The organism is Marinobacter sp. LV10MA510-1 (assembly GCF_002563885.1).
GTDB lineage: Bacteria > Pseudomonadota > Gammaproteobacteria > Pseudomonadales > Oleiphilaceae > Marinobacter.
Genome location: NZ_PDJA01000001.1, coordinates 387,238 through 406,274, shown reverse-complemented (window position 1 = coordinate 406,274; position 19,037 = coordinate 387,238). Strand labels below are relative to the sequence as shown.

The 19,037-nt window shown below is 54.9% G+C and carries 17 protein-coding genes and 2 pseudogenes; 11 read left to right on the top strand and 8 right to left on the bottom strand.

Going from position 1 to position 19,037, the window contains the following annotated elements; genetic code table 11:
- Nucleotides 1–38: 38 nt before the first annotated feature.
- Both lptG and lptF read right to left on the bottom strand, forming a co-directional pair.
- The gene (gene lptG, locus ATI45_RS01895; RefSeq protein ID WP_098418032.1) at nucleotides 39–1,100 is read right to left on the bottom strand and encodes an LPS export ABC transporter permease LptG; all 1,062 of its coding nucleotides are present in this window, start codon (nucleotides 1,098–1,100) and stop codon (nucleotides 39–41) included.
- Complete coding sequence (gene lptF, locus ATI45_RS01890) at nucleotides 1,093–2,241, bottom strand: LPS export ABC transporter permease LptF (RefSeq protein ID WP_098418031.1); 1,149 nt, start codon at nucleotides 2,239–2,241, stop codon at nucleotides 1,093–1,095. The genes lptG and lptF overlap by 8 nt, the downstream gene beginning before the upstream one ends.
- A 178-nt stretch (nucleotides 2,242–2,419) precedes the next feature.
- Here lptF and ATI45_RS01885 point away from each other — a divergent pair, with 178 nt between their 5' ends.
- From ATI45_RS01885 to hepT, 3 genes are all read left to right on the top strand, one after another.
- Nucleotides 2,420–3,913, top strand: a complete 1,494-nt coding sequence (locus ATI45_RS01885; RefSeq protein WP_098418030.1) for a leucyl aminopeptidase — start codon at nucleotides 2,420–2,422, stop codon at nucleotides 3,911–3,913.
- Nucleotides 3,900–4,442 carry a DNA polymerase III subunit chi gene (locus tag ATI45_RS01880; protein WP_098418029.1) on the top strand — a complete coding sequence of 181 codons (543 nt, stop codon included), beginning with the start codon at nucleotides 3,900–3,902 and terminating at the stop codon, nucleotides 4,440–4,442. Before ATI45_RS01885 ends, ATI45_RS01880 begins: the two co-directional genes overlap by 14 nt.
- Nucleotides 4,443–4,533: 91 nt before the next feature.
- A complete protein-coding gene (gene hepT / locus ATI45_RS01875; RefSeq protein WP_098421616.1) occupies nucleotides 4,534–4,950 on the top strand; it encodes a type VII toxin-antitoxin system HepT family RNase toxin in 417 nt (138 codons plus the stop codon).
- Nucleotides 4,951–5,123: 173 nt separating this feature from the next.
- On the opposite strand, the gene ATI45_RS01870 is transcribed toward hepT, so the two are convergent.
- Nucleotides 5,124–5,405, bottom strand: coding sequence for a type I restriction-modification enzyme R subunit C-terminal domain-containing protein (locus ATI45_RS01870; RefSeq protein ID WP_228706166.1), 282 nt, complete (start codon nucleotides 5,403–5,405; stop codon nucleotides 5,124–5,126).
- Nucleotides 5,317–5,668: pseudogene (locus ATI45_RS23225) on the bottom strand (N-6 DNA methylase). Before ATI45_RS23225 ends, ATI45_RS01870 begins: the two are co-directional and overlap by 89 nt.
- Nucleotides 5,669–5,704: 36 nt before the next feature.
- Between ATI45_RS23225 and ATI45_RS22500 the strand changes: the two are divergent.
- A complete protein-coding gene (locus ATI45_RS22500) occupies nucleotides 5,705–6,025 on the top strand; it encodes a hypothetical protein (protein WP_416376662.1) in 321 nt (106 codons plus the stop codon).
- A gap of 168 nt (nucleotides 6,026–6,193) precedes the next feature.
- On the opposite strand, the gene ATI45_RS22355 is transcribed toward ATI45_RS22500, so the two are convergent.
- Entirely contained in the window at nucleotides 6,194–6,427 is a 234-nt protein-coding gene (locus ATI45_RS22355; RefSeq protein WP_218926101.1) for a DUF86 domain-containing protein, read from the bottom strand.
- Nucleotides 6,428–6,553: 126 nt separating this feature from the next.
- Complete coding sequence (locus ATI45_RS01855; protein ID WP_098418027.1) at nucleotides 6,554–6,847, bottom strand: nucleotidyltransferase family protein; 294 nt, start codon at nucleotides 6,845–6,847, stop codon at nucleotides 6,554–6,556.
- A 211-nt stretch (nucleotides 6,848–7,058) separates the two neighbouring features.
- Here ATI45_RS01855 and ATI45_RS01850 point away from each other — a divergent pair, with 211 nt between their 5' ends.
- The 4 genes from ATI45_RS01850 (at nucleotide 7,059) to ATI45_RS01830 (ending at nucleotide 13,310) form a co-directional block, all read left to right on the top strand.
- A complete protein-coding gene (locus ATI45_RS01850; protein WP_098418026.1) occupies nucleotides 7,059–9,911 on the top strand; it encodes a valine--tRNA ligase in 2,853 nt (950 codons plus the stop codon).
- A 235-nt stretch (nucleotides 9,912–10,146) separates the two neighbouring features.
- On the top strand, nucleotides 10,147–11,490 hold the full coding sequence (gene iscB, locus ATI45_RS01845) for an RNA-guided endonuclease IscB (RefSeq protein ID WP_098418025.1): 1,344 nt from the start codon (nucleotides 10,147–10,149) through the stop codon (nucleotides 11,488–11,490).
- Nucleotides 11,491–11,836: 346 nt separating this feature from the next.
- A complete protein-coding gene (locus ATI45_RS01835; protein WP_228735910.1) occupies nucleotides 11,837–12,664 on the top strand; it encodes a ketopantoate reductase family protein in 828 nt (275 codons plus the stop codon).
- A 67-nt stretch (nucleotides 12,665–12,731) separates the two neighbouring features.
- Nucleotides 12,732–13,310: a cob(I)yrinic acid a,c-diamide adenosyltransferase gene (locus ATI45_RS01830; protein WP_018403503.1), complete on the top strand. Its 579-nt coding sequence runs from the start codon at nucleotides 12,732–12,734 to the stop codon at nucleotides 13,308–13,310.
- Between the two features lie 196 nt (nucleotides 13,311–13,506).
- On the opposite strand, the pseudogene cysN reads toward ATI45_RS01830, so the two are convergent.
- A pseudogene (gene cysN, locus ATI45_RS01825) lies at nucleotides 13,507–15,006 on the bottom strand (sulfate adenylyltransferase subunit CysN); the annotation flags it as partial.
- Entirely contained in the window at nucleotides 15,006–15,923 is a 918-nt protein-coding gene (gene cysD / locus ATI45_RS01820) for a sulfate adenylyltransferase subunit CysD (protein WP_014870767.1), read from the bottom strand. The pseudogene cysN and the gene cysD, both read right to left, overlap by 1 nt.
- 262 nt (nucleotides 15,924–16,185) lie before the next feature.
- Between cysD and ATI45_RS01815 the strand changes: the two genes are divergently transcribed.
- From ATI45_RS01815 to ATI45_RS01805, 3 genes are all read left to right on the top strand, one after another.
- Nucleotides 16,186–17,853, top strand: a complete 1,668-nt coding sequence (locus ATI45_RS01815) for a nitrite/sulfite reductase (protein ID WP_098418023.1) — start codon at nucleotides 16,186–16,188, stop codon at nucleotides 17,851–17,853.
- Nucleotides 17,837–18,331 carry a DUF934 domain-containing protein gene (locus tag ATI45_RS01810; RefSeq protein ID WP_018403499.1) on the top strand — a complete coding sequence of 165 codons (495 nt, stop codon included), beginning with the start codon at nucleotides 17,837–17,839 and terminating at the stop codon, nucleotides 18,329–18,331. The genes ATI45_RS01815 and ATI45_RS01810 overlap by 17 nt, the downstream gene beginning before the upstream one ends.
- A gap of 80 nt (nucleotides 18,332–18,411) precedes the next feature.
- Nucleotides 18,412–19,035 carry a phosphoadenosine phosphosulfate reductase family protein gene (locus tag ATI45_RS01805; protein WP_098418022.1) on the top strand — a complete coding sequence of 208 codons (624 nt, stop codon included), beginning with the start codon at nucleotides 18,412–18,414 and terminating at the stop codon, nucleotides 19,033–19,035.
- Nucleotides 19,036–19,037: the final 2 nt, after the last annotated feature.

The following is a 19,037-nucleotide window of genomic DNA, read 5'->3' as shown; positions in this document are numbered from 1 at the left end:
AAACCGGGGACAGATTTTAAATCTGTCCCCTATCAACACTAACCTGCACGACGCATTAGTAAAATACCAATGCCAGCGTTCACCGTGATAGGCACCAGTACCGCCAGAATGGGTTCGAAACCGTAGACCACGCTCATTGGCCCCAGCAAATCTTGCATGTACTTAAACGACAGGCCTACCAACAGACCGGTAAACACCCGAAAGCCCATAGTGACCGAGCGCAGAGGGCCAAAGATAAACGAAATTGCCACTAACACCATCACCGCGGTTCCCAGTGGCATTAATGTCTTCTTCCAGAACGCTAACCAATAGCGCGATGCGCTCAAGCCCTGCTCGTCCAGATAGCGGGCGTAGGTCAGCAGGCCAGTCATCGCCAGGTTCTCTGGCTTTACAATCAATACGCTCAGTACGCTGGGCGACAAACCAGACTCCCAGCGCAGCTGTTTGTGGGTCAACCGGGTGGTGCCTTGCTTTTCCAACTTGGTGGTTTGTACGTTTTCAAGAATCCAGTGATCGCCTTGGTAAATCGCTCGCTCGGCAAAACTGGCGGCTAACAACTGGCGCTGCTCGTTAAAGCGGAACATGGAAATGCCAAAAAGCACACCACTGGGCTGCACCGCATTCATGTGAATAAACACATTGCCTTCGCGATGCCACAAACCCGACGCCGCGGCCACGTTGCTACCTGCACCCAGCGCAACGGCTTTTTCACTTTGCGCCATGCGCTCCGCCGGCGGCGCCAGATATTCGCCAATGCCCACACCCAACAGCACCACAAACAGCGCTGGCTTCATGGCAGACCAGATAATGCGCTTTATGGAGACACCAGCGGCGCGAATAACCGTCAGCTCGGAAGAGCTGGCCATCGAACCCAATCCCACCAGGCAGCCCATAAAGGCGCCCAACGGCAAATAATCGTAAATTCGTCGCGGCAGCGTCAGGAACACATACCACAGGGCATCCAGGGTCTGATAGTTATTGGCTGTGTCGTCCAGCTCGGCGATAAACGCGAAAATCAAATCCAGCGACAGCACCACTACCATCACCAAAAACATGGCGCCGCCCACGGTTTTCATCACATAGCGGTCAATCTTACGCATGGGTAGGCTCCGCAAGCTCTGCACGCTGCAAGCGACGCTTGCGCAGCCAGGCAGGGCCGAATTGTAACCAAAGCCCCAGGGCCAGAAACAATCCGTGCACCCAGAACATGCCAATCCACTCTGGCACTTTGCCATCGGCCAGCGCATCACGAGCCACAATCAATAGGCCGAGATAGGTGATATACACCAACATCGCTGGCAACAGGTGGAAGAACCGGCCCTGACGCGGATTTACCCGGCTCAACCGAACCGCCAGCAGGGTCACCACCGGCACAATAAAGGGCAGCGAAAACCGCCAATGCAGCAGCGCTCGCTGTTGCGGGTCGTCCGATTTCATCAGCTGCCCGGTACTCAAGCCCTCTTCCAGCTCTTTTGTACCACTCTTGCCACTGACAATTTTGAGACCGTAAGCTTCGAATTCGGTGGTGTTGTAATCCAGCTGGCCGGCATTACCCGCGTAACGCCCGCCATCTTTCAAAATCAGAAAGCGGCTTCCTGTCTGGGCATCGACCAATTGGGTGCCCGTTTCGGCGGTGATGATGGTCAGGCCTTCGCCGTTCTTGCCAAACTCGGCGATAAACACACCCTGCAGCTCGCGCTTGTCGTCGCTCAGCCCTTCGGTGTAAGTCACCCGCCCGCCAGAGGTAAAGTCCTGAAAACGCCCTGGTGCCAAAAGCTCGAATTCAGTGGCCTTGCGCTGCTCGTTGAATATCTCCTCAACCTGTTTCATGCCCCAGGGCGACACATAAAGGCTCATGGCAGCCACCACCAACATGACGGGCAAACTGCCGATCAGGGTTTGGCGCAAAATATCGCCTTCGCTAACGCCGCAGGCAAGCAGCACGGTCATCTCGCTTTCCAGATACATGCGGCCATAAGCCAACAAAATGCCGATAAACAGACCCAAGGGCAAAATCAGCTCGAGAAAACCGGGAAACCGATAGGCCATCACCGAGAACAGCACGCCAGCAGAAATTTCACCTTCTGCCGCATTACCCAAATACTTTAAAAAACGCCCGCTCATGAACACCAACAGCAAAATGGCGGACACAGCAATCATGCTGATCATGATCTGACGGATGAGATAGCGAAAAATAATAGTCAAAGCAGTCTCTCTGGCCGAGCCGGTAACGGCGCCCATTGATGGAGGAAAACGCCAGCAGCGGCTATTCTAAGTAACCTTGCAGACGATTGACAGGACCGCGCCGCGCCCGGCAAACAAGTCACAAGTCCGCGCCAATGCTTGATAATTCGTCGCATTGCCCCAATATTACGATCTCTATCCAATTTGTTTGACCGAATGACCAACAGGAGTTGCCATGAATTTTACCTTAAGCAGCAAAGCCCTGGACACCCTCAGCGCTGACTGTCTTGTACTGGCGTTACCGCAGAAAGGCGAATGGCCCGCCAGCACCAGCGCCGCAGACAAGGCGCTGGACGGCCTGATTGGCAAACTGCAAAGCGCCGGCGACATCAGTGGTAAAAACGCATCGGTACAGACTGTTCCGCTGACCGACAGCCATTGGCAGCGCCTGTGCATTGTCGGCACCGGCGATGACGAAAGCCGCACACCGGCCAACTATCGCAAAGCTTTAATTGCTGCGGTAAACGCTCTGAAAGACGGCCCCTCAAAACACGCCATTGTGGCCCTGGCTGACACCCAGCTAACCGGCGACAGCGCTACGACGTCGGAAGAAGCGCGCCTGAGCCTGATCGGCCGCAGCCTGGAAGAGCACCTGTACACGTTTAACCAGTATAAAAGCGAGCAGCCTGCTGCGTGCAAGCTGAATAAAGTAACCGTAACAGCCTCTGCCGGCGGCAAAGCCGAGAAAGACGCCTTTAACTTGGGCTTGGCCACTGGCCGCGGCATGAACTTTACCCGCGACCTGGGCAATACACCGCCTAACATTTGCCACCCAGTCTGGCTGGCCGAACAGGCTATAAAGCTGGCCAAAGACCACGATTGCATCAAGACCGAAATTCTTGATGAAGAGCAGATGGCTGAACTGGGCATGAACACCATTCTGGCCGTGGGCAAAGGCAGCAGCCAGCCATCGCGCTTTATTATCATGGAATACCGCGGCGGCAACACCAAAGACAAACCCCACGTGTTGGTGGGTAAAGGCATCACCTTCGACAGCGGCGGCATTAGCATCAAGCCGGGTGAAGGCATGGACGAAATGAAATACGACATGGGTGGCTCGGCCGCGGTGTTCGGCGCCATGCAGGTGATCGCCGAAACCAAACCAAAAATTAACGTTGTAGCGGTCATCGCCGCCGCTGAAAACATGCCCGACGGCAGCGCCAGCCGCCCCGGTGACATTGTGACCACTATGTCTGGCCAGACCGTTGAAATCCTCAACACCGACGCCGAAGGCCGCCTTGTACTGTGCGACGCCTTGACCTACGTGAAGCGGTTTGACCCGGCTGCGGTTATTGACCTGGCTACCCTCACCGGCGCCTGCATCATCGCCCTGGGCCACCACGCTACCGGCTTACTGGCCAACAATGATGAATTGGCCAACGAACTGCTGGCCGCCGGCGACCGTGCCAACGACAAAGCCTGGCGCCTGCCGCTTTGGGAAGAGTACCAGAGCCAGCTCGACAGCAACTTTGCGGATATGGCAAACATCGGCGGACGTCCCGCTGGAACCATCACCGCGGCTTGTTTCCTGTCCCGCTACGCCAAAGATTACCGTTGGGCCCACCTGGACATCGCCGGTACTGCGTGGCATTCCGGTAAAGCCAAAGGCTCTTCAGGCCGCCCGGTGCCCATGCTGGTCGAATACCTGATGTCTCATGCCGGCAAATAAGCCGCCTGCTGTGCACACCACGGAAACCGGCAGCGCTGCTGCCGGTGCCGCCGTGCTCTCTAACGCACCCCAAACCAAACAGGAGGATAAAAACCAGCGCTATTGGTTCCATATCCTGCGCCAGGACACCCCCGCCGCACGCAATCTACACGCCGCCAAACTGGTCAATAAAGCCTGGCAGCAAGGGGACCGCGTGGGCATTGTGTGCGACACCCCAGAACACGCTCAGGAAATGGACGACCTGCTGTGGAACTTCAGCCCGGATGCCTTCATTCCCCACAGTGTAATTTCCGAAACCAACACACCCTACAAAGACCCCGTCGGCATTCTGCTACACCCGCCGGCAGCGGAAAACTGGGATACCGTGATTATTCTATGCGCTGAACTGCCGGCTCACGCTGATCAATTTAAGCGGCTTGCGTTGATTGCTCAGAATGATCCGGTGGTTTTGGATCAGGCTCGCGCGCACTTTAAACAGTTGAGGGCTTTGGGGATTGAGGCAAGAGTTCACGACCAGCGGCAGCGTTGAACCTGGTGGAGCGTCCTGATATGCCGCAACATTATGGAAAATGAAGATTTTTTACCCTACCAAAAATCATACTTTAAGGGTGGTGACGCTCATGGATGAACAACTCGTAGCCCAGAAACTGGAATCGCTTCGGCGTTGCATCCAGCGCGTAGATTCAAAGCTTCCTGACAGTGTGGAAACACTACTGACAGACCTTGATGCGCAAGACATCGTCTCACTGAACCTCGCGCGCGCCGTGCAAATGAGCGTAGACATGGCCTCCCAATGGCTCGCCGGACACAGCAAATCAACAGCACCCAAAACTATGGAGGAAGCCTTCGAAGCGCTGGCTAACTCTGGCATTATTGAGCCCGAACTTGCGGTCAAAATGCGAAAATTGGTTGGCTTGCGAAACCTGATAATTCACAACTACGACGACGTGAACTGGGAAATCGTCTTTGCAATTTGCCAGTACCACCTTAGTGATTTTAGAGCGTTTGCTAAGGTGTTTTCGGATCTTGTTGAGTGACCTTGGCGGCTCAGACTGGCCTGGCCTCGCTGATTACCGATGCCCGACAGAGCCAAGCGCTAGAATATTGGACACCTACCAATGAGCTTTAAGGAGATGCAGTTATTCGATAATTTCGATTAACTGCCAGCAGTGGCAAAACCTAAAACATCCAGCACTGCTATCAAAGGCACTCAGTACAAGTTCTTTTGGAATCCAACAAACACATCTCGTATGTTCGCCACCGGCCCAAGCTCCTGAACCGCGTCCCGAACCGGGTGATATTTCAATTCAATCAGCTGCGGCAGTTTGTCCGGGTTCAACTCAGTAACACCACGCTGAACATAATGGTCCAAAACAAACTCCAGAAACTCTTGCTGCCGGTAATCAAACTGACCGTAAATGCGTGCGCGATGAGTGTTCACACGCTCTAACCGTGTTATCGGCGACAAGTTGAAGGCAACATAAGCCAGCATCCAGGCCGCCAATTGGGGGGTTGGCAAGGATAATGTCGAAGCGATCCTTCTCCTGAATATCATTCAGATTTTCAGTGAGGCTGTTAGTGCGTACGATATTAGGCGTTTCGATACCGTGCAGAATCATATTCATGATTCCGATAATGTACGGCAGGCTCTTTTTCTCCTTGGCGTAGAAGGTGCGGGTTTATCACCTGAATCATGGCGCGAATCAGTGGGCGCGGCGTGAAGTATTCGCCACCGTTCCGCCCGGCGTTACCCATGTTTTTAATTTTAGTTTCGTAAAGGTGCGACAGCTAGTGCTTCTCGGCCTGGGAGCCAAAGCTGAGTTCGTCGATCAGTTCCAAGGCATCGCGCAGGCTGTATCCGCTGGCGAGTCGGTTACGAATTTCACCAAAGATTTCGCCGATTTTTTATTCAATAGTGTCTGTGCTGACTGCTCGTTCCTTGAAGCCGTGCAAATAGGGAAAAAGATCAAAGCTGAAAAACTGAATAAGATCGCTGCCTGTCAGGGCGTTGTCGTGGTCAAAGCCGGCCTCTTTCCAGAGGACGTTATCAATGTTTCTGAAAGTTTGTTCGAACATTTACGATTCCAGGTTTTTACTCTGTTTGATTGCTAAGCGGCATCTCCGCACTCATTCTTGCGCCACGATTTACAGCATCTTTTTCTACGTTTGCTCATATTGGTGATCGCTACTGAACTCAGTATAAACCGGACATGCGACGCATTGGGTCGCATCAGCCTAGAAGCTGGGGAGTAGAGTGTGGAGACAGGAGCGACCGTGCGTCTAAAGCACCTCCCTCAGTTCCTTTAATAACCGGGAAGCCCGATCGTTTAAGTCGGGTATCGCTTTAACCGCTGTTTGCCAGACAATATCCAGATCGATATCGAAATAGCCATGAGCAATTCTGTTACGCATACCGCGCATTTGCGACCAGGGAAGTTCATTATTCTTTGCGATAAAATCAGGATCGCTTGCCGCTATCTTTGTGGCAGCCTCACCAATTTCGATCAAACTCATAACGACCGCTTTTTGCGGTCCGAAGGTCAGCCTTAAATGCTTCTCTGGAGAAGCCGCCGGTGAAGCTCAAAATGTCGCCCGACGAGTTGACAATATGCTCAAGGTAATCCGCCGTTCTCAACACGTTCATACGGCTCGCGCTTCACTGATAACGGCTGCCCGAAACCGTGGAGGAAGGTCACCAGGTGTCAGAAGGTCCACTTTTACACCCAGCAGCACTTGCAGCTCGTCTTGAAGCCCGCCTAAATCAAATAGCGTTGCTTCCGGCAGGGTGTCGACGAGCAGATCAATGTCGCTAGCGTCTTTGTCTTCACCGTGTAAGACAGAACCAAACACCCGAATATTTGACACAGGATAGCGACTGGCTATCTCGCGAATCTCAACTTTATGCCTGTTGTAAATTTCTGACGCGTTGCCCATAACTCACCCCTAACCCTGCAACCAACTTTATTAAACGTACACCATAGCTCTTTCGTAAGGCTAACTCCAAAACCTTGCAATCGATGTTTTTACGATCTTTTTCAGATATGTCAGCCTAAGCGCTCTCATGGCCCGAGCACCGACGACCATGTATAATCATGCGTCTAAAATCTCCTCTCGAATTCACCAATACGGTCACCAGTAAAAACCCATGGAAAAAACCTACCAGCCAGAAAATATCGAGCGCCAGTGGTACGACAACTGGGAATCTAAAGGCTACTTCCGCCCCAGCGGTGAAGGCGAGTCTTACAGCATCGCCATCCCGCCGCCGAACGTGACCGGCAGCCTGCACATGGGCCATGCTTTCCAACACACCATTATGGACACCCTCACCCGCTACAAGCGCATGCAGGGCCACAACACCCTGTGGCAGGTGGGAAGTGACCACGCAGGCATTGCCACTCAAATGGTGGTTGAACGCAAACTGGCGGCGGAAGAAGGCAAAACCCGCCACGATCTGGGCCGCGACGAGTTCATTAAGCGGATATGGGAATGGAAGGAAGAGTCTGGCGGCACCATTACCGACCAAATGCGCCGGCTGGGTAACTCGGTGGATTGGGACACCGAGCGTTTTACGATGGACGACGGTTTCTATAAGGCCGTGCAGGAAGTGTTCGTGCGCCTTTACGAAGACGGCCTGGTGTATCGCGGCAAGCGCCTGGTTAACTGGGACACAAAGCTGCACACCGCGATTTCCGATCTGGAAGTGGAAAACAAAGAAGAGAAAGGTTACTTCTGGCACCTGCGCTATCCGCTGGCTGACGGTGTTACTACGCAGGATGGTAAAGACTATCTGGTTGTTGCCACTACCCGTCCGGAAACCATGCTGGGTGATACTGCCGTAGCCGTTCATCCGGACGACGAGCGCTATCAGCATCTGATTGGCAAATTTATAGTGCTGCCTCTGGTGAATCGCCGCATTCCAATAATTGCCGACCACCACGCCGACCCAGAAAAAGGTTCTGGCTGCGTGAAGATTACTCCGGCTCACGACTTCAACGATTACGCCGTTGGCAAACGCAACAACCTGCCAATGATGAACGTGCTGACGCAAGACGCCAACATCCGCCAGCAAGCCGAAATATTCAACAGCGACGGCACTGAAAATACCGATCTGGACGCTTCGCTGCCCGCCGCTTACGCCGGGCTGACTCGGGAAGACGCGCGCAAGCAGATTGTGGCCGATATGGACGCGGCTGGCCTGGTTCAGCTGGTGGAAGACCACGTTCTGAGCGTGCCCCGTGGGGACCGTTCCGGCCTGATCATCGAGCCGATGCTGACCGATCAATGGTTTGCCGATGCCAAAACTCTGGCCAAGCCGGCGATTGAAGCGGTTGAAGACGGCCGTATCCAATTTGTGCCCAAGCAATACGAAAATATGTATTTTTCCTGGATGCGCGACATTCAGGACTGGTGTATCTCCCGCCAGCTGTGGTGGGGCCACCGAATTCCGGCCTGGTACGACGCTGAAGGCAATATTTACGTAGGCCGCAGCGAAGAGGAAGTGCGCCAGAAGCACAGCCTGGCAGCCGATTTTGCGCTAAAGCAGGACGACGACGTTCTGGACACCTGGTTCAGCTCTGCCCTTTGGACATTTGGCACTCTGGGCTGGCCGGAGACTACCGAGCGGCTGAAGACCTTTCACCCGACAGACGTTCTGGTGACAGGCTTTGACATCATTTTCTTCTGGGTTGCGCGGATGATCATGATGACCACGCACTTCATGAAAAATGAAGACGGCACACCCCAGGTTCCGTTCAAAACCGTTTACGTCACCGGTTTGATCCGCGACGAAAACGGCGAAAAAATGTCCAAATCCAAGGGCAACGTGATTGACCCGCTGGATATGATCGACGGCATCGACTTGGCCCCGCTGCTGGAAAAGCGCACGGGCAACCTGATGCAGCCGAAGCTGGCGAAGAAAATCGCCAAACAGACCGAGAAAGAGTTCCCCGAAGGTATCTCTGCCCACGGCACCGACGCCCTGCGTTTCACCCTGGCGGCCATGGCCACCACCGGCCGTGACATAAACTGGGACATGAAGCGTCTGGAAGGCTACCGCAACTTTTGCAACAAGCTGTGGAACGCCGCCCGTTACGTACTGATGAACACCGAGGGTGAAGACTGCGGCGTGAACGGCGAACCGGTGGAACTGTCGCTGGCCGACCGCTGGATTATCAGCGCCCTTCAGCAGTGCGAGCAGGATGTGGCCCGTCATTTGGACCAGTATCGCTTTGATCTGGCCTCACAGGCGCTGTACGAGTTTATCTGGAACGAATACTGCGACTGGTACCTGGAGTTGTCCAAGCCTTCACTGAGTGACGACAGCGCCAGTGCGGAAGCCAAGCGTGGCACCCGCCGTACACTGGTGCGCGTGCTGGAAACCGTTTTGCGTCTGGCGCACCCGATTATGCCGTTCATCACCGAGGAAATCTGGCAGCGCATTGCACCGCTGGCAGGCAAATCCGGTGACAGCATTATGCTGCAGCCGTTCCCGCAGGCTGATAGCAGCCGCCAGGATGCTCAGGCAGTTGCCGATATTGAATGGCTGAAAGGCGTGATTGTGGCGGTGCGTAATATTCGCGGTGAGATGAATATTTCTCCGGCGAAGAAGATTCCTGTTCTGTTCCGTGGCAATAGTGCAGACGGCCAGCGCAGGATGAATGAGAACCGTCAGTTCCTGAGTTCGCTGGCCAAGCTTGAGAGCCTGGAATGGTTTGAGGGTGATAATGCACCTATGTGCGCCACGCAACTGTTAGGCGATATGGAAGTGCTGGTGCCCATGGCCGGTCTGATTGACAAGGATGCAGAGCTTAAGCGCCTGGATAAGGAGCTGGAGCGTCTGGGCAAAGAGATTGGCCGGCTGGAAGGCAAGCTGGGCAATGAGAAGTTTACCGCCAAGGCACCGGCGGAGGTTGTTGCCAAGGAGCAGGAAAAGCTGACCGAGTTCCAGAGCAACGCGGCTCGACTGCAGCAGCAGCGTGCTGACATTGAGGCCATGTAGGCGTCAACTACCCCGCCCTAAAGGACGGAGCTTGTAGAAAACACCCTGCAAGCCAGGTTGACCAGGGAAAGCGGACACCAACCCGCTACGTTTATCACAGGTCGCTAAGACCCACCGCCGAATGCTTCCTCAGTTCGGCGCTCAAGCGGGAGCCGGTGGTAGACATTCCCGAGGGGAGACGAATTGCAAGATTCGCGTCACAAGGCCCGTAAGGGCATTCATTGAAAGGAAAACGATGTCGGTCTTCGTACTGGATAGACGCAAGCAACCACTAATGCCGTGCTCGGAAAAGCGCTCACGGCTTTTGCTCGGCCGTGGTCGAGCCTTGGTGGTGCGTGCGTATCCGTTTACGATCCGGCTGAAAGACCGTGCCGGTGGCATCACACAGCCGGTCCGTATCAAGATCGATCCCGGCAGCAAAACCAGCGGGATTGCAGTGGTTCGAGAAAGCGGCCAGAAGCAACACGTTCTGGCGTTAATGGAGTTGGCTCATCGCGGTCGCCAGATCAGCAAGTCTCTGGAGCAACGTCGGGCGTTTCGCCGGCGTCGTCGCAGCCAGCTCAGGTACCGGGCACCCAGATTCCTGAATCGAACCAAGCCCAGGGGCTGGCTGGCCCCGAGCCTGCAACACCGGGTGGATACCACGAAAAGCTTGGTGAATCGGCTTCGATCTTTGGTGCCGGTTGAATCTATCAGCCAGGAACTGGTTCGGTTTGATACGCAAAAGATGGAAAACCCGGAAGTCAGCGGTGTCGAATATCAGCAGGGCACCTTGCTCGGCTACGAGGTCCGCGAATACCTTCTGGAGAAGTGGGGGCGCGAATGCGCTTACTGCACCGGTAAAGACACCCCTCTTCAAATTGAGCATATCGACCCAAAAGCCAACGGTGGCTCGAACCGGGTCAGCAACCTGACATTGGCGTGCCGGCCATGCAATCAGGAGAAAGGCAGGCAGCCACTTGCTGATTTCTTTGCATCGTCCAAGCGGCTGAAAAACCACCAGGCCAGGCTGGATCGCATCCTCAAACAGTGCAAAAAGCCCTTAAGAGACGCTTCAGCGGTCAACTCCACCCGGTGGGCATTGCATCAGACACTGAAGCAAATGGGTCTGTCTGTTGAAGTGGGTACCGGCGGTCGCACGAAATTCAATCGGCAGAGACTGGAAATTCCTAAGACACACGCGCTGGATGCGGCTTGCGTCGGAGAAGTCGAGATCGTAGAGGGCTGGGATGTTCCAACCTTGGCGATCAAGGCCACCGGGCGTGGCAGCTATCAGCGTACCAGACTCACAAGATACGGTTTCCCTCGTGGCTATCTGATGCGCCAGAAGAAAGTCCAAGGGTTTCAGACTGGCGACATGGTGCGAGCCATTGTGCCGACAGGCACGAAAGCCGGCACCTGGTTGGGTCGTGTGGCGGTTCGTAAAACCGGCAGCTTCAATATCCAGACAAGTAGTGGTGCTATTCAAGGAATATCTCATCGCCACTGTGTTTTAACCCAGCGAGCGGATGGCTACGGCTATCACATCCAACCCAACCAACCCAAGGAGGAGGGAGACAGGGAACACGAGTCGCGCTGACGCACGACGCGCACTCCCTCCCCGACCTGAAGGACGGGGTATCCCGCGCAAAATGATGAATGTGGGTGTTAAGCGTTCCGGGGGTGGCGGGCAGATCGCCATTCTTGGAGCGGGTTCAATGGGGCGGCTATGGGCCGCCCTTTTGCCGTCTTCGCATTGTGGGTTTTTGCCTCGGCTCTCGGGGGATAGTTCCGAACTTGAGCTTGGGAGGAGCTTCAGTCGTCAGGAAGGCCTTCCCGAAACACGCTGTGAATACGTCCTTGTACGCTCTGCTTCGCCCTTCGGCACTAATGCTCCTGCGTCGCGCCAAAGGTCCGGGGCAAGCCGTCCATGGCTTGCCCGTGAAGTGCTTCGCACTCCACCCAACGCTGCGCAAGGTTTCGGGAAGGCCTTCCTGACGGCTTCGCCGGAATCTGTGCCTGGGCCGACGCGATCTCGTATTTCTCTGCCTTGGTTTCGTTCGGTTACTGACATCACTTTACTGCTTGTTACCACCAAAGCCGGGGATACGCTTTCGGCTCTGGAGAGCTGGCTGCCGTATATCGCTAAAGACACGCCGGTTGTTCTTTTCCAGAACGGTTTGGGCAGTCAGCAGGCAGTGGTCGAGCGCTGGCCGGATCGACCGATTTTGGCGGCTAGCACTACAGAGGGGGCGAATCGACCAGAGCCGGATGTGTTGGTGCATGCCGGCACCGGGGATACCTGGGTGGGCCCGCTTACCGACTCTGCTTCTGACTATACTGAATTGGTGGTTCAGCAGCTGGCACAATCTGGATTACAGGTGCATACCGAAAACAGTATTGTGCAGCGGCTGTGGCAAAAGCTGGTGGTCAACGCCGGAATTAATGCGTTTACCGCACTGCTGGACTGCCCGAATGGCGCCATAGTGGACGCACCGCTGTATCGACAGACGATTGACGAGTTATGCATTGAAATCGCTGCTTTACTGCAGGCCGATACCGGTGAGCGTGCTACCCCGCAAGCGCTGCGGGAGCGAATTGAAGCGATCGCGAAAAGCACGGCCAGTAATACCTCGTCGATGCGTGCGGATGCAAACGCAGGGCGTAAAACCGAGATCGATTTTATTAATGGTTACCTTGTGCAGTGTGGGCAGCGCCACAGGATTGCCACACCGGTAAACCAAATGCTGGTTCAGCGAGTACAAGCTCTTTAGAATTTCAACCAATCGGGCTAGCATTTCAACCAACTAGGCTAGCGTTTTAACCAATCAGGAGAATTCCATGGGCAACCGCCTGTCAAAAATCTACACCCGCACCGGAGACGATGGCTCTACCGGTCTGGCCGATGGTAACCGCATTGCCAAGAGCGCCCAGCGCGTTGAAGCCATGGGTACGGCGGATGAACTGAACTGTCACATGGGCCTGCTGGTTGAGATGCTGGACAGCGATGATGCGCTGTTTGAGCCCATGCGCCGCATTCAGCATCACCTGTTTGACCTGGGTGGTGAGTTTGCGATTCCGGGTAGCGTTGTGATCAGCGAGCAGCACATCAGCTGGCTAGAAGGCTTGTTGGATGAGTGGAACGAATCACTGCCGCCGTTGAAGAACTTTATTCTGCCCGGTGGCAGCCCGGCCGCAGCTCAGTGCCACATGGCCCGTGCCGTGTGCCGCCGTGCCGAGCGTGTTGTAGTGGCGCTAAGCCATGAAGACTCTATCAACCCGCTGGCGCGGCAGTACCTGAATCGCTTGTCTGACTTGCTGTTTGTAGCCTCACGGGTGCTGGCACGGCGCGAGGGCGCGGAGGAAATTTTGTGGGAGCAGAAAAAAGCCAGCCGCGATGAACTGCCCCCGCAGAAATAGCACTCTAAAAACAGCACCTCCTTTACAGGATTTTGTGCTCGCGCAGCTGCTCTAGTGCAGCTGCAACTTGCCCGCCCTGCTCGGGCAAATCCGCCAGGATTAGAGTCAGATCGCTGTGGCCAGTGTCGGTATCGGTCAGCACCAGCAGGCCGTTGGCTTTAAGTGCCAGAGCCAGCGGTGCTTTGACGCTTTCACTGTATTGCAGGTTGTCATGGTGCAGCGTTACGACGGCGCGGCCGTCATCAAACAGCACTTTTTCCAGGGTATGAACCAGCGTGCGGGCGGCGTTCGCCTCGCCTTTTATGTATATCACCGCGGCTTGCTGGCCAAAGCGTCGGGCTTTTTGCGCTGTGGTCACCTGTGCGATCTGGTGCAGCGTGTAGCCTTGTTGCTGCGAGCCGGGCAGAATCATACCCGCTGCCACTGTGGTGTGGGTTAGGCGATCCACCACAATAAACGACCCGGTGCTGCGAAATTCTTTGTAGTTATCCGCCAACACAGGCTGTTCCAGCGTTAGTTCGCAAAGACCGATTTCGTTCAGCGCCAGAGTATTGGCCTCGGTCTTGTGTAACGAGTTTACATCCACTCGATGGCGAACGGCGGTCACGGCTCCAGCCACGCGGCCGGTCAACAGTTTTATGTCGTACGTTTTTCCCTGTACCAGCGGCTGCTCGGCCATCCACACCAACGTGGCATCAAAGCGGTCCGTCGTTTGCGGTATCTGTTTGCTGTGCACCAGAATGTCGCCACGGGAAATATCAATCTGATCTTCCAGCGTCAACGTCACCGACATAGGCGGGAAGGCTTCGCTCAGCTCGCCGTCGTAGGTCACGATGGATTTCACCCTTGATGACTTACCGGACGGCAACACCGTTACGTCGTCACCCGGGCGAACCACCCCAGCGGTCAGGGTGCCGCAGTAACCGCGGAAGTCCCTGTTGGGGCGGTTCACGTACTGCACCGGAAAACGCAGCGTGTCGAAATTCTGATCGCGAACAATCTCCACACTTTCCAGAGTTTCCATCAGCGCTTGCCCCCGATACCAGGGCATGAACTCTGAACGATTAACCACGTTGTCGCCTTTTAGCGCCGACAAAGGCACAAACTGGATGTCTGGCAAGTCCAGCTGACTGGCAAACGCCGAATAATCAGCCTTGATCTGCTCGTAGCGCTCCTCGCTGTAATCTACTAAATCCATTTTGTTGATGGCCACTACCGTATGCTTCAGTCCCAGCAGCGACACAATGAAACTGTGGCGACGGGTTTGCACCTGCACGCCGTGGCGGGCGTCAATCAAAATAATGGCCAGGTCGCAGGTGGAGGCGCCGGTGGCCATATTGCGAGTGTACTGTTCGTGGCCCGGGGTGTCGGCGATGATGAATTTACGCCGAGCGGTCGAGAAATAACGATAGGCCACATCAATGGTGATGCCCTGCTCGCGCTCGGCCTGCAAGCCGTCCACCAGCAACGCCAAATCAAGCTCGTCACCAGCATTACCCACCCGTGCGCTGTCGTTGTGGAGCGCCTCCAGTTGGTCTTCATAAATCATTTTGGAGTCGTGCAGCAGCCGTCCAATCAGGGTAGATTTGCCGTCGTCTACGCTGCCGCACGTCAGAAAGCGCAGCAGTTCCTTGTTTTCGTGCTGGTGCAGGTAGGCTTCGATATCATCGGCAATCAAGTCAGACTGGTGGCTCATTAAAAGTATCCTTCCATTTTTTTCTTTTCCATAGAGCCTGCTCCATCGCGATCTATCGCCCGCCCCTGGCGCTCGGAGGTTCGTGTTAGCAGCATTTCCTGAATAATGTCCTGCAACGTATCGGCCTCGGAATCCACCGCTCCGGTTAACGGGTAACAGCCCAGAGTGCGGAACCTGACCTTACGCAGTTCCGGCTCTTCGCCCGGGTTCAGAGGCAGGCGCTCGTCGTCCACCATGATCATCATGCCATCGCGGGTAACCACTGGCCGCAGGGCTGCAAAGTACAAAGGCACAATCGGAATGCTTTCCAGAAAGATGTATTGCCAGATATCCAGTTCTGTCCAATTAGACAGCGGAAATACGCGAATGCTTTCGCCCTTGTTGATGCGGGTGTTAAACAGATTCCACAGCTCCGGCCGCTGATTTTTCGGGTCCCAGCGGTGATGCTTATCGCGGAATGAGAACACCCGCTCTTTGGCGCGGGATTTTTCTTCATCACGGCGGGCACCGCCGAAAGCAGCGTCAAAGCCATACTTGTTCAACGCCTGCTTCAGGCTCTGGGTTTTCATTATGTCGGTATGCGTGGCCGAGCCGTGGGAAAAAGGCCCGACCCCCATGTCTACGCCCTCCTGGTTGATGTGCACCAGCAGTTCCATGCCCGACTGCGCGGCCATGCGGTCGCGAAATTCGATCATTTCACGGAATTTCCAGGTGGTGTCTACGTGCAACAGTGGAAACGGCGGGGTGCCCGGAAAAAACGCTTTGCGGGCAAGGTGAAGCATGACCGCCGAGTCTTTTCCCACCGAGTACAGCATCACCGGATTGTCAAACTCCGCAGCGACTTCACGAATAATCTGGATGCTTTCAGCCTCCAGCTGCTTCAGGTGGGTAAGACGGCGTTCTGGCAAAGAAGTCATTAACGGCGGCCTGCGTAAATCAACGGTTTAGAAGGCCAGCGGATACCACCGGCCGAATGTGCCAAGCAGTATTACAAAGGAAAATAAGATTTTAAAAGAATAAATAAACGTTTATTTATTCTTTTTTAGAATAATGAAAGTTTTACCGAGGTAACCCTTAATATTCGATATATGAATATCAAAATCAATAAATATCATTATAAAGAATAAAGAGCATTGCGTATGATTGCTGTAGAAATTTACACAAGGCGGTGAAACAGTCATGTATCAGTACAATCAGATTGACCAGACACTGGTCGACGAACGGGTGGAGCAATTTCGCGACCAGACCCGCCGGTTTCTGAACGGCGAACTGCCGGAGGATGAATTTTCTGCGCTGCGGCTGATGAACGGCCTTTACATTCAGCGCCAGGCTCCCATGCTGCGTGTGGCTGTCCCTTACGGACTTTTATCGTCAACCCAGATGCGCAAATTGGCTCACGTTGCCCGCACTTACGACCGCGGCTATGGCCACTTCACCACTCGCACCAACATTCAGTTCAACTGGCCAGAGTTAGCTGCGGTACCCGATATTCTGGCGGAACTGGCGCAGGTGCAGATGCACGCCATTCAAACCTCGGGCAATTGCATTCGTAACACCACCACCGATCCCTACGCCGGTGTAGCGGAAAACGAACTTGAAGATCCGCGCCCCTACTGCGAAATTATCCGCCAGTGGTCCACCCTGCATCCAGAATTTGCTTACCTGCCGCGGAAATTCAAAATTGCCGTCACCGGCGCAACGGAAGACCGCGCAGCCTCTCAGGTGCACGATATTGGCCTGCAAATGGCGCAAAACGCCGATGGCGAAATAGGCTTTGAAGTGCTGGTCGGCGGAGGGCTGGGCCGCACGCCCATCATCGGCAAGAGTATTCGTAAGTTCCTGCCCAAACAGCATCTGTTGTCGTATCTGGACGCTATCTTGCGGGTGTACAACCTCAAGGGCCGCCGCGACAACAAGTATAAGGCGCGCATCAAGATTCTGGTGGAAGCTCTGGGCCCCGACGAATTCCGCCGCCTGGTCGAGGAGGAATGGGCCCACATCCGCGATGGCGAGTTGACACTCACCGATGCCGAAATTGCCCGTGCCAAATCGTTTTTCACCCTGCCTGATTACGATGCCAACGCCGCCAGCGCCGACGCCCACGCGTCTTTAAGTCATTCACTGGCAACCGACATTGAGTTCAACGCCTGGTACCGCCACAACACTCTGGCTCACCGGGTCGACGGTTACCGCATTGCCATTGTTTCGCTGAAACCGTATCTGGAAGCCCCTGGCGACATCACCGACAGCCAGATGGATGCGGTTGCAGACCTGGCTGATCGTTATAGCTTTGGCGAAACTCGCGCCACCCACCACCAGAATTTGGTGCTGACCGATGTGCGCGAGGGCGACCTTTACACAGTGTGGCAGGCGCTGGCGGCGAACAATCTGGCGCGTTCCAACATTGGCACGCTGACCGACATGATTGTGTGCCCGGGGTTTGATTTTTGCTCTCTCGCCAACGCCCGCACGTTGAACATTTCGGACCAGATTAATCAGCATTTTGACGATATGGATCATCTGTACGATCTGGGCGAAATCCGACTGAACATGTCTGGCTGCATCAACGCCTGTGCCCATCACCACGTCGCCGACATCGGCATTCTGGGCGTGGATAAAAAGGGCGAAGACTGGTATCAGATTTCACTCGGCGGGTCGTCCAAAGAAGACGCGCGTCTGGGCAAGATTCTGGGAAGGTCGGTACCGGCGAGCGACGTTGCTCTCACCGTGGAAAAAATTCTGGCCGTGTACGTTGACCAGCGCCGCGAAGACGAATCGTTTGCGCAGGTAGTGCTACGTGTGGGTATCAAACCTTTTAAGGAACGCGTGTATGCCACTGCTCATTAACCAGCGCATTGTGACCGAAGACCCCTGGCAATTACTGGACCAGGCGGCTCTCGACGAGGGATCACCATTACCCGAAAATGGGCCTGTTGCTGTGCCCCTCATTTGGTACCGGCAAAACCGGGAGGCACTACAGCTGCGCAACAGCCCTCTGGGCGTGATTGTGAATGGTGATGATAACCTGGCGGCGCTTTACGCCGACCACAGCCAACTCGACCTGATTGCCATCGAATTCCCGACGTTTCGCGATGGCCGCGGATTCAGCATCGCCCGCCAGTTGGTGCGTAGCGGTTTTAATCGGCAAATTCGAGCTCTTGGCCATGTTACCCGCGATCGCTTGGCGCTAATGCAAAGCTCCGGATTCAACGCCTTCGCCATCAATGACGAGAGTTTCCAAACCGATCATCTTCAGGCATTTTCCGAGATTAGCGTTAATTATCAGGGTACGACGGCGGATCCGCGGCCGGTTTTTCGTCGCTAAACACGGCTTTGATCGCCTTCAAACATTTTATTCGTCGCTGTTTACAGCGCTGATTTTTTTAGTCAAAGGACATCGACACCATGACGCTTGATGTGGCTACGGCCAACCAACAGCTTGCCAACAACCGGCCCCAGGAAATCATAACGTGGGCCTTAACGCAGGCGCACAATCCGGTCGTCACGACCAACTTCGGTCCTTACGAAGCCGTGATCCTGCACATGGCGGTTCAAGCCCGGCCGGACATTCAGGTGATATGGATCGATTCGGGTTACAACACCTCTGCCACTTATCGTTTTGCAGAAAAACTGATTGCTCAGCTGAAACTGAATGTGCGCACGTTTATACCGCAGCAAACCGCTGCCCGGCGCAACGTGCTGATGCAGGGCATACCTGAGATTGACCAGCCGCTCCACGAGGAATTTACCCGCCAAGTGAAGTTGGAACCCTTCGCCAGGGCCCTGGCAGAAATTAAGCCGGATGTGTGGTTTAACGCCATCCGCAAAGACCAAACCGATTTCCGCCAATCGCTGGACATCGTCTCCACCAGCAAAAGCGGCATTGTGAAAGTAGCACCTTTATTTAACCTGACCAGCGCCGACCTGGATGCCTACCTGGCCGCGCACCAGTTGCCCGACGAACACGATTATTTCGACCCCACCAAAGCGCTGGAAACCCGCGAGTGCGGGTTACACACTAAGCTCTGATA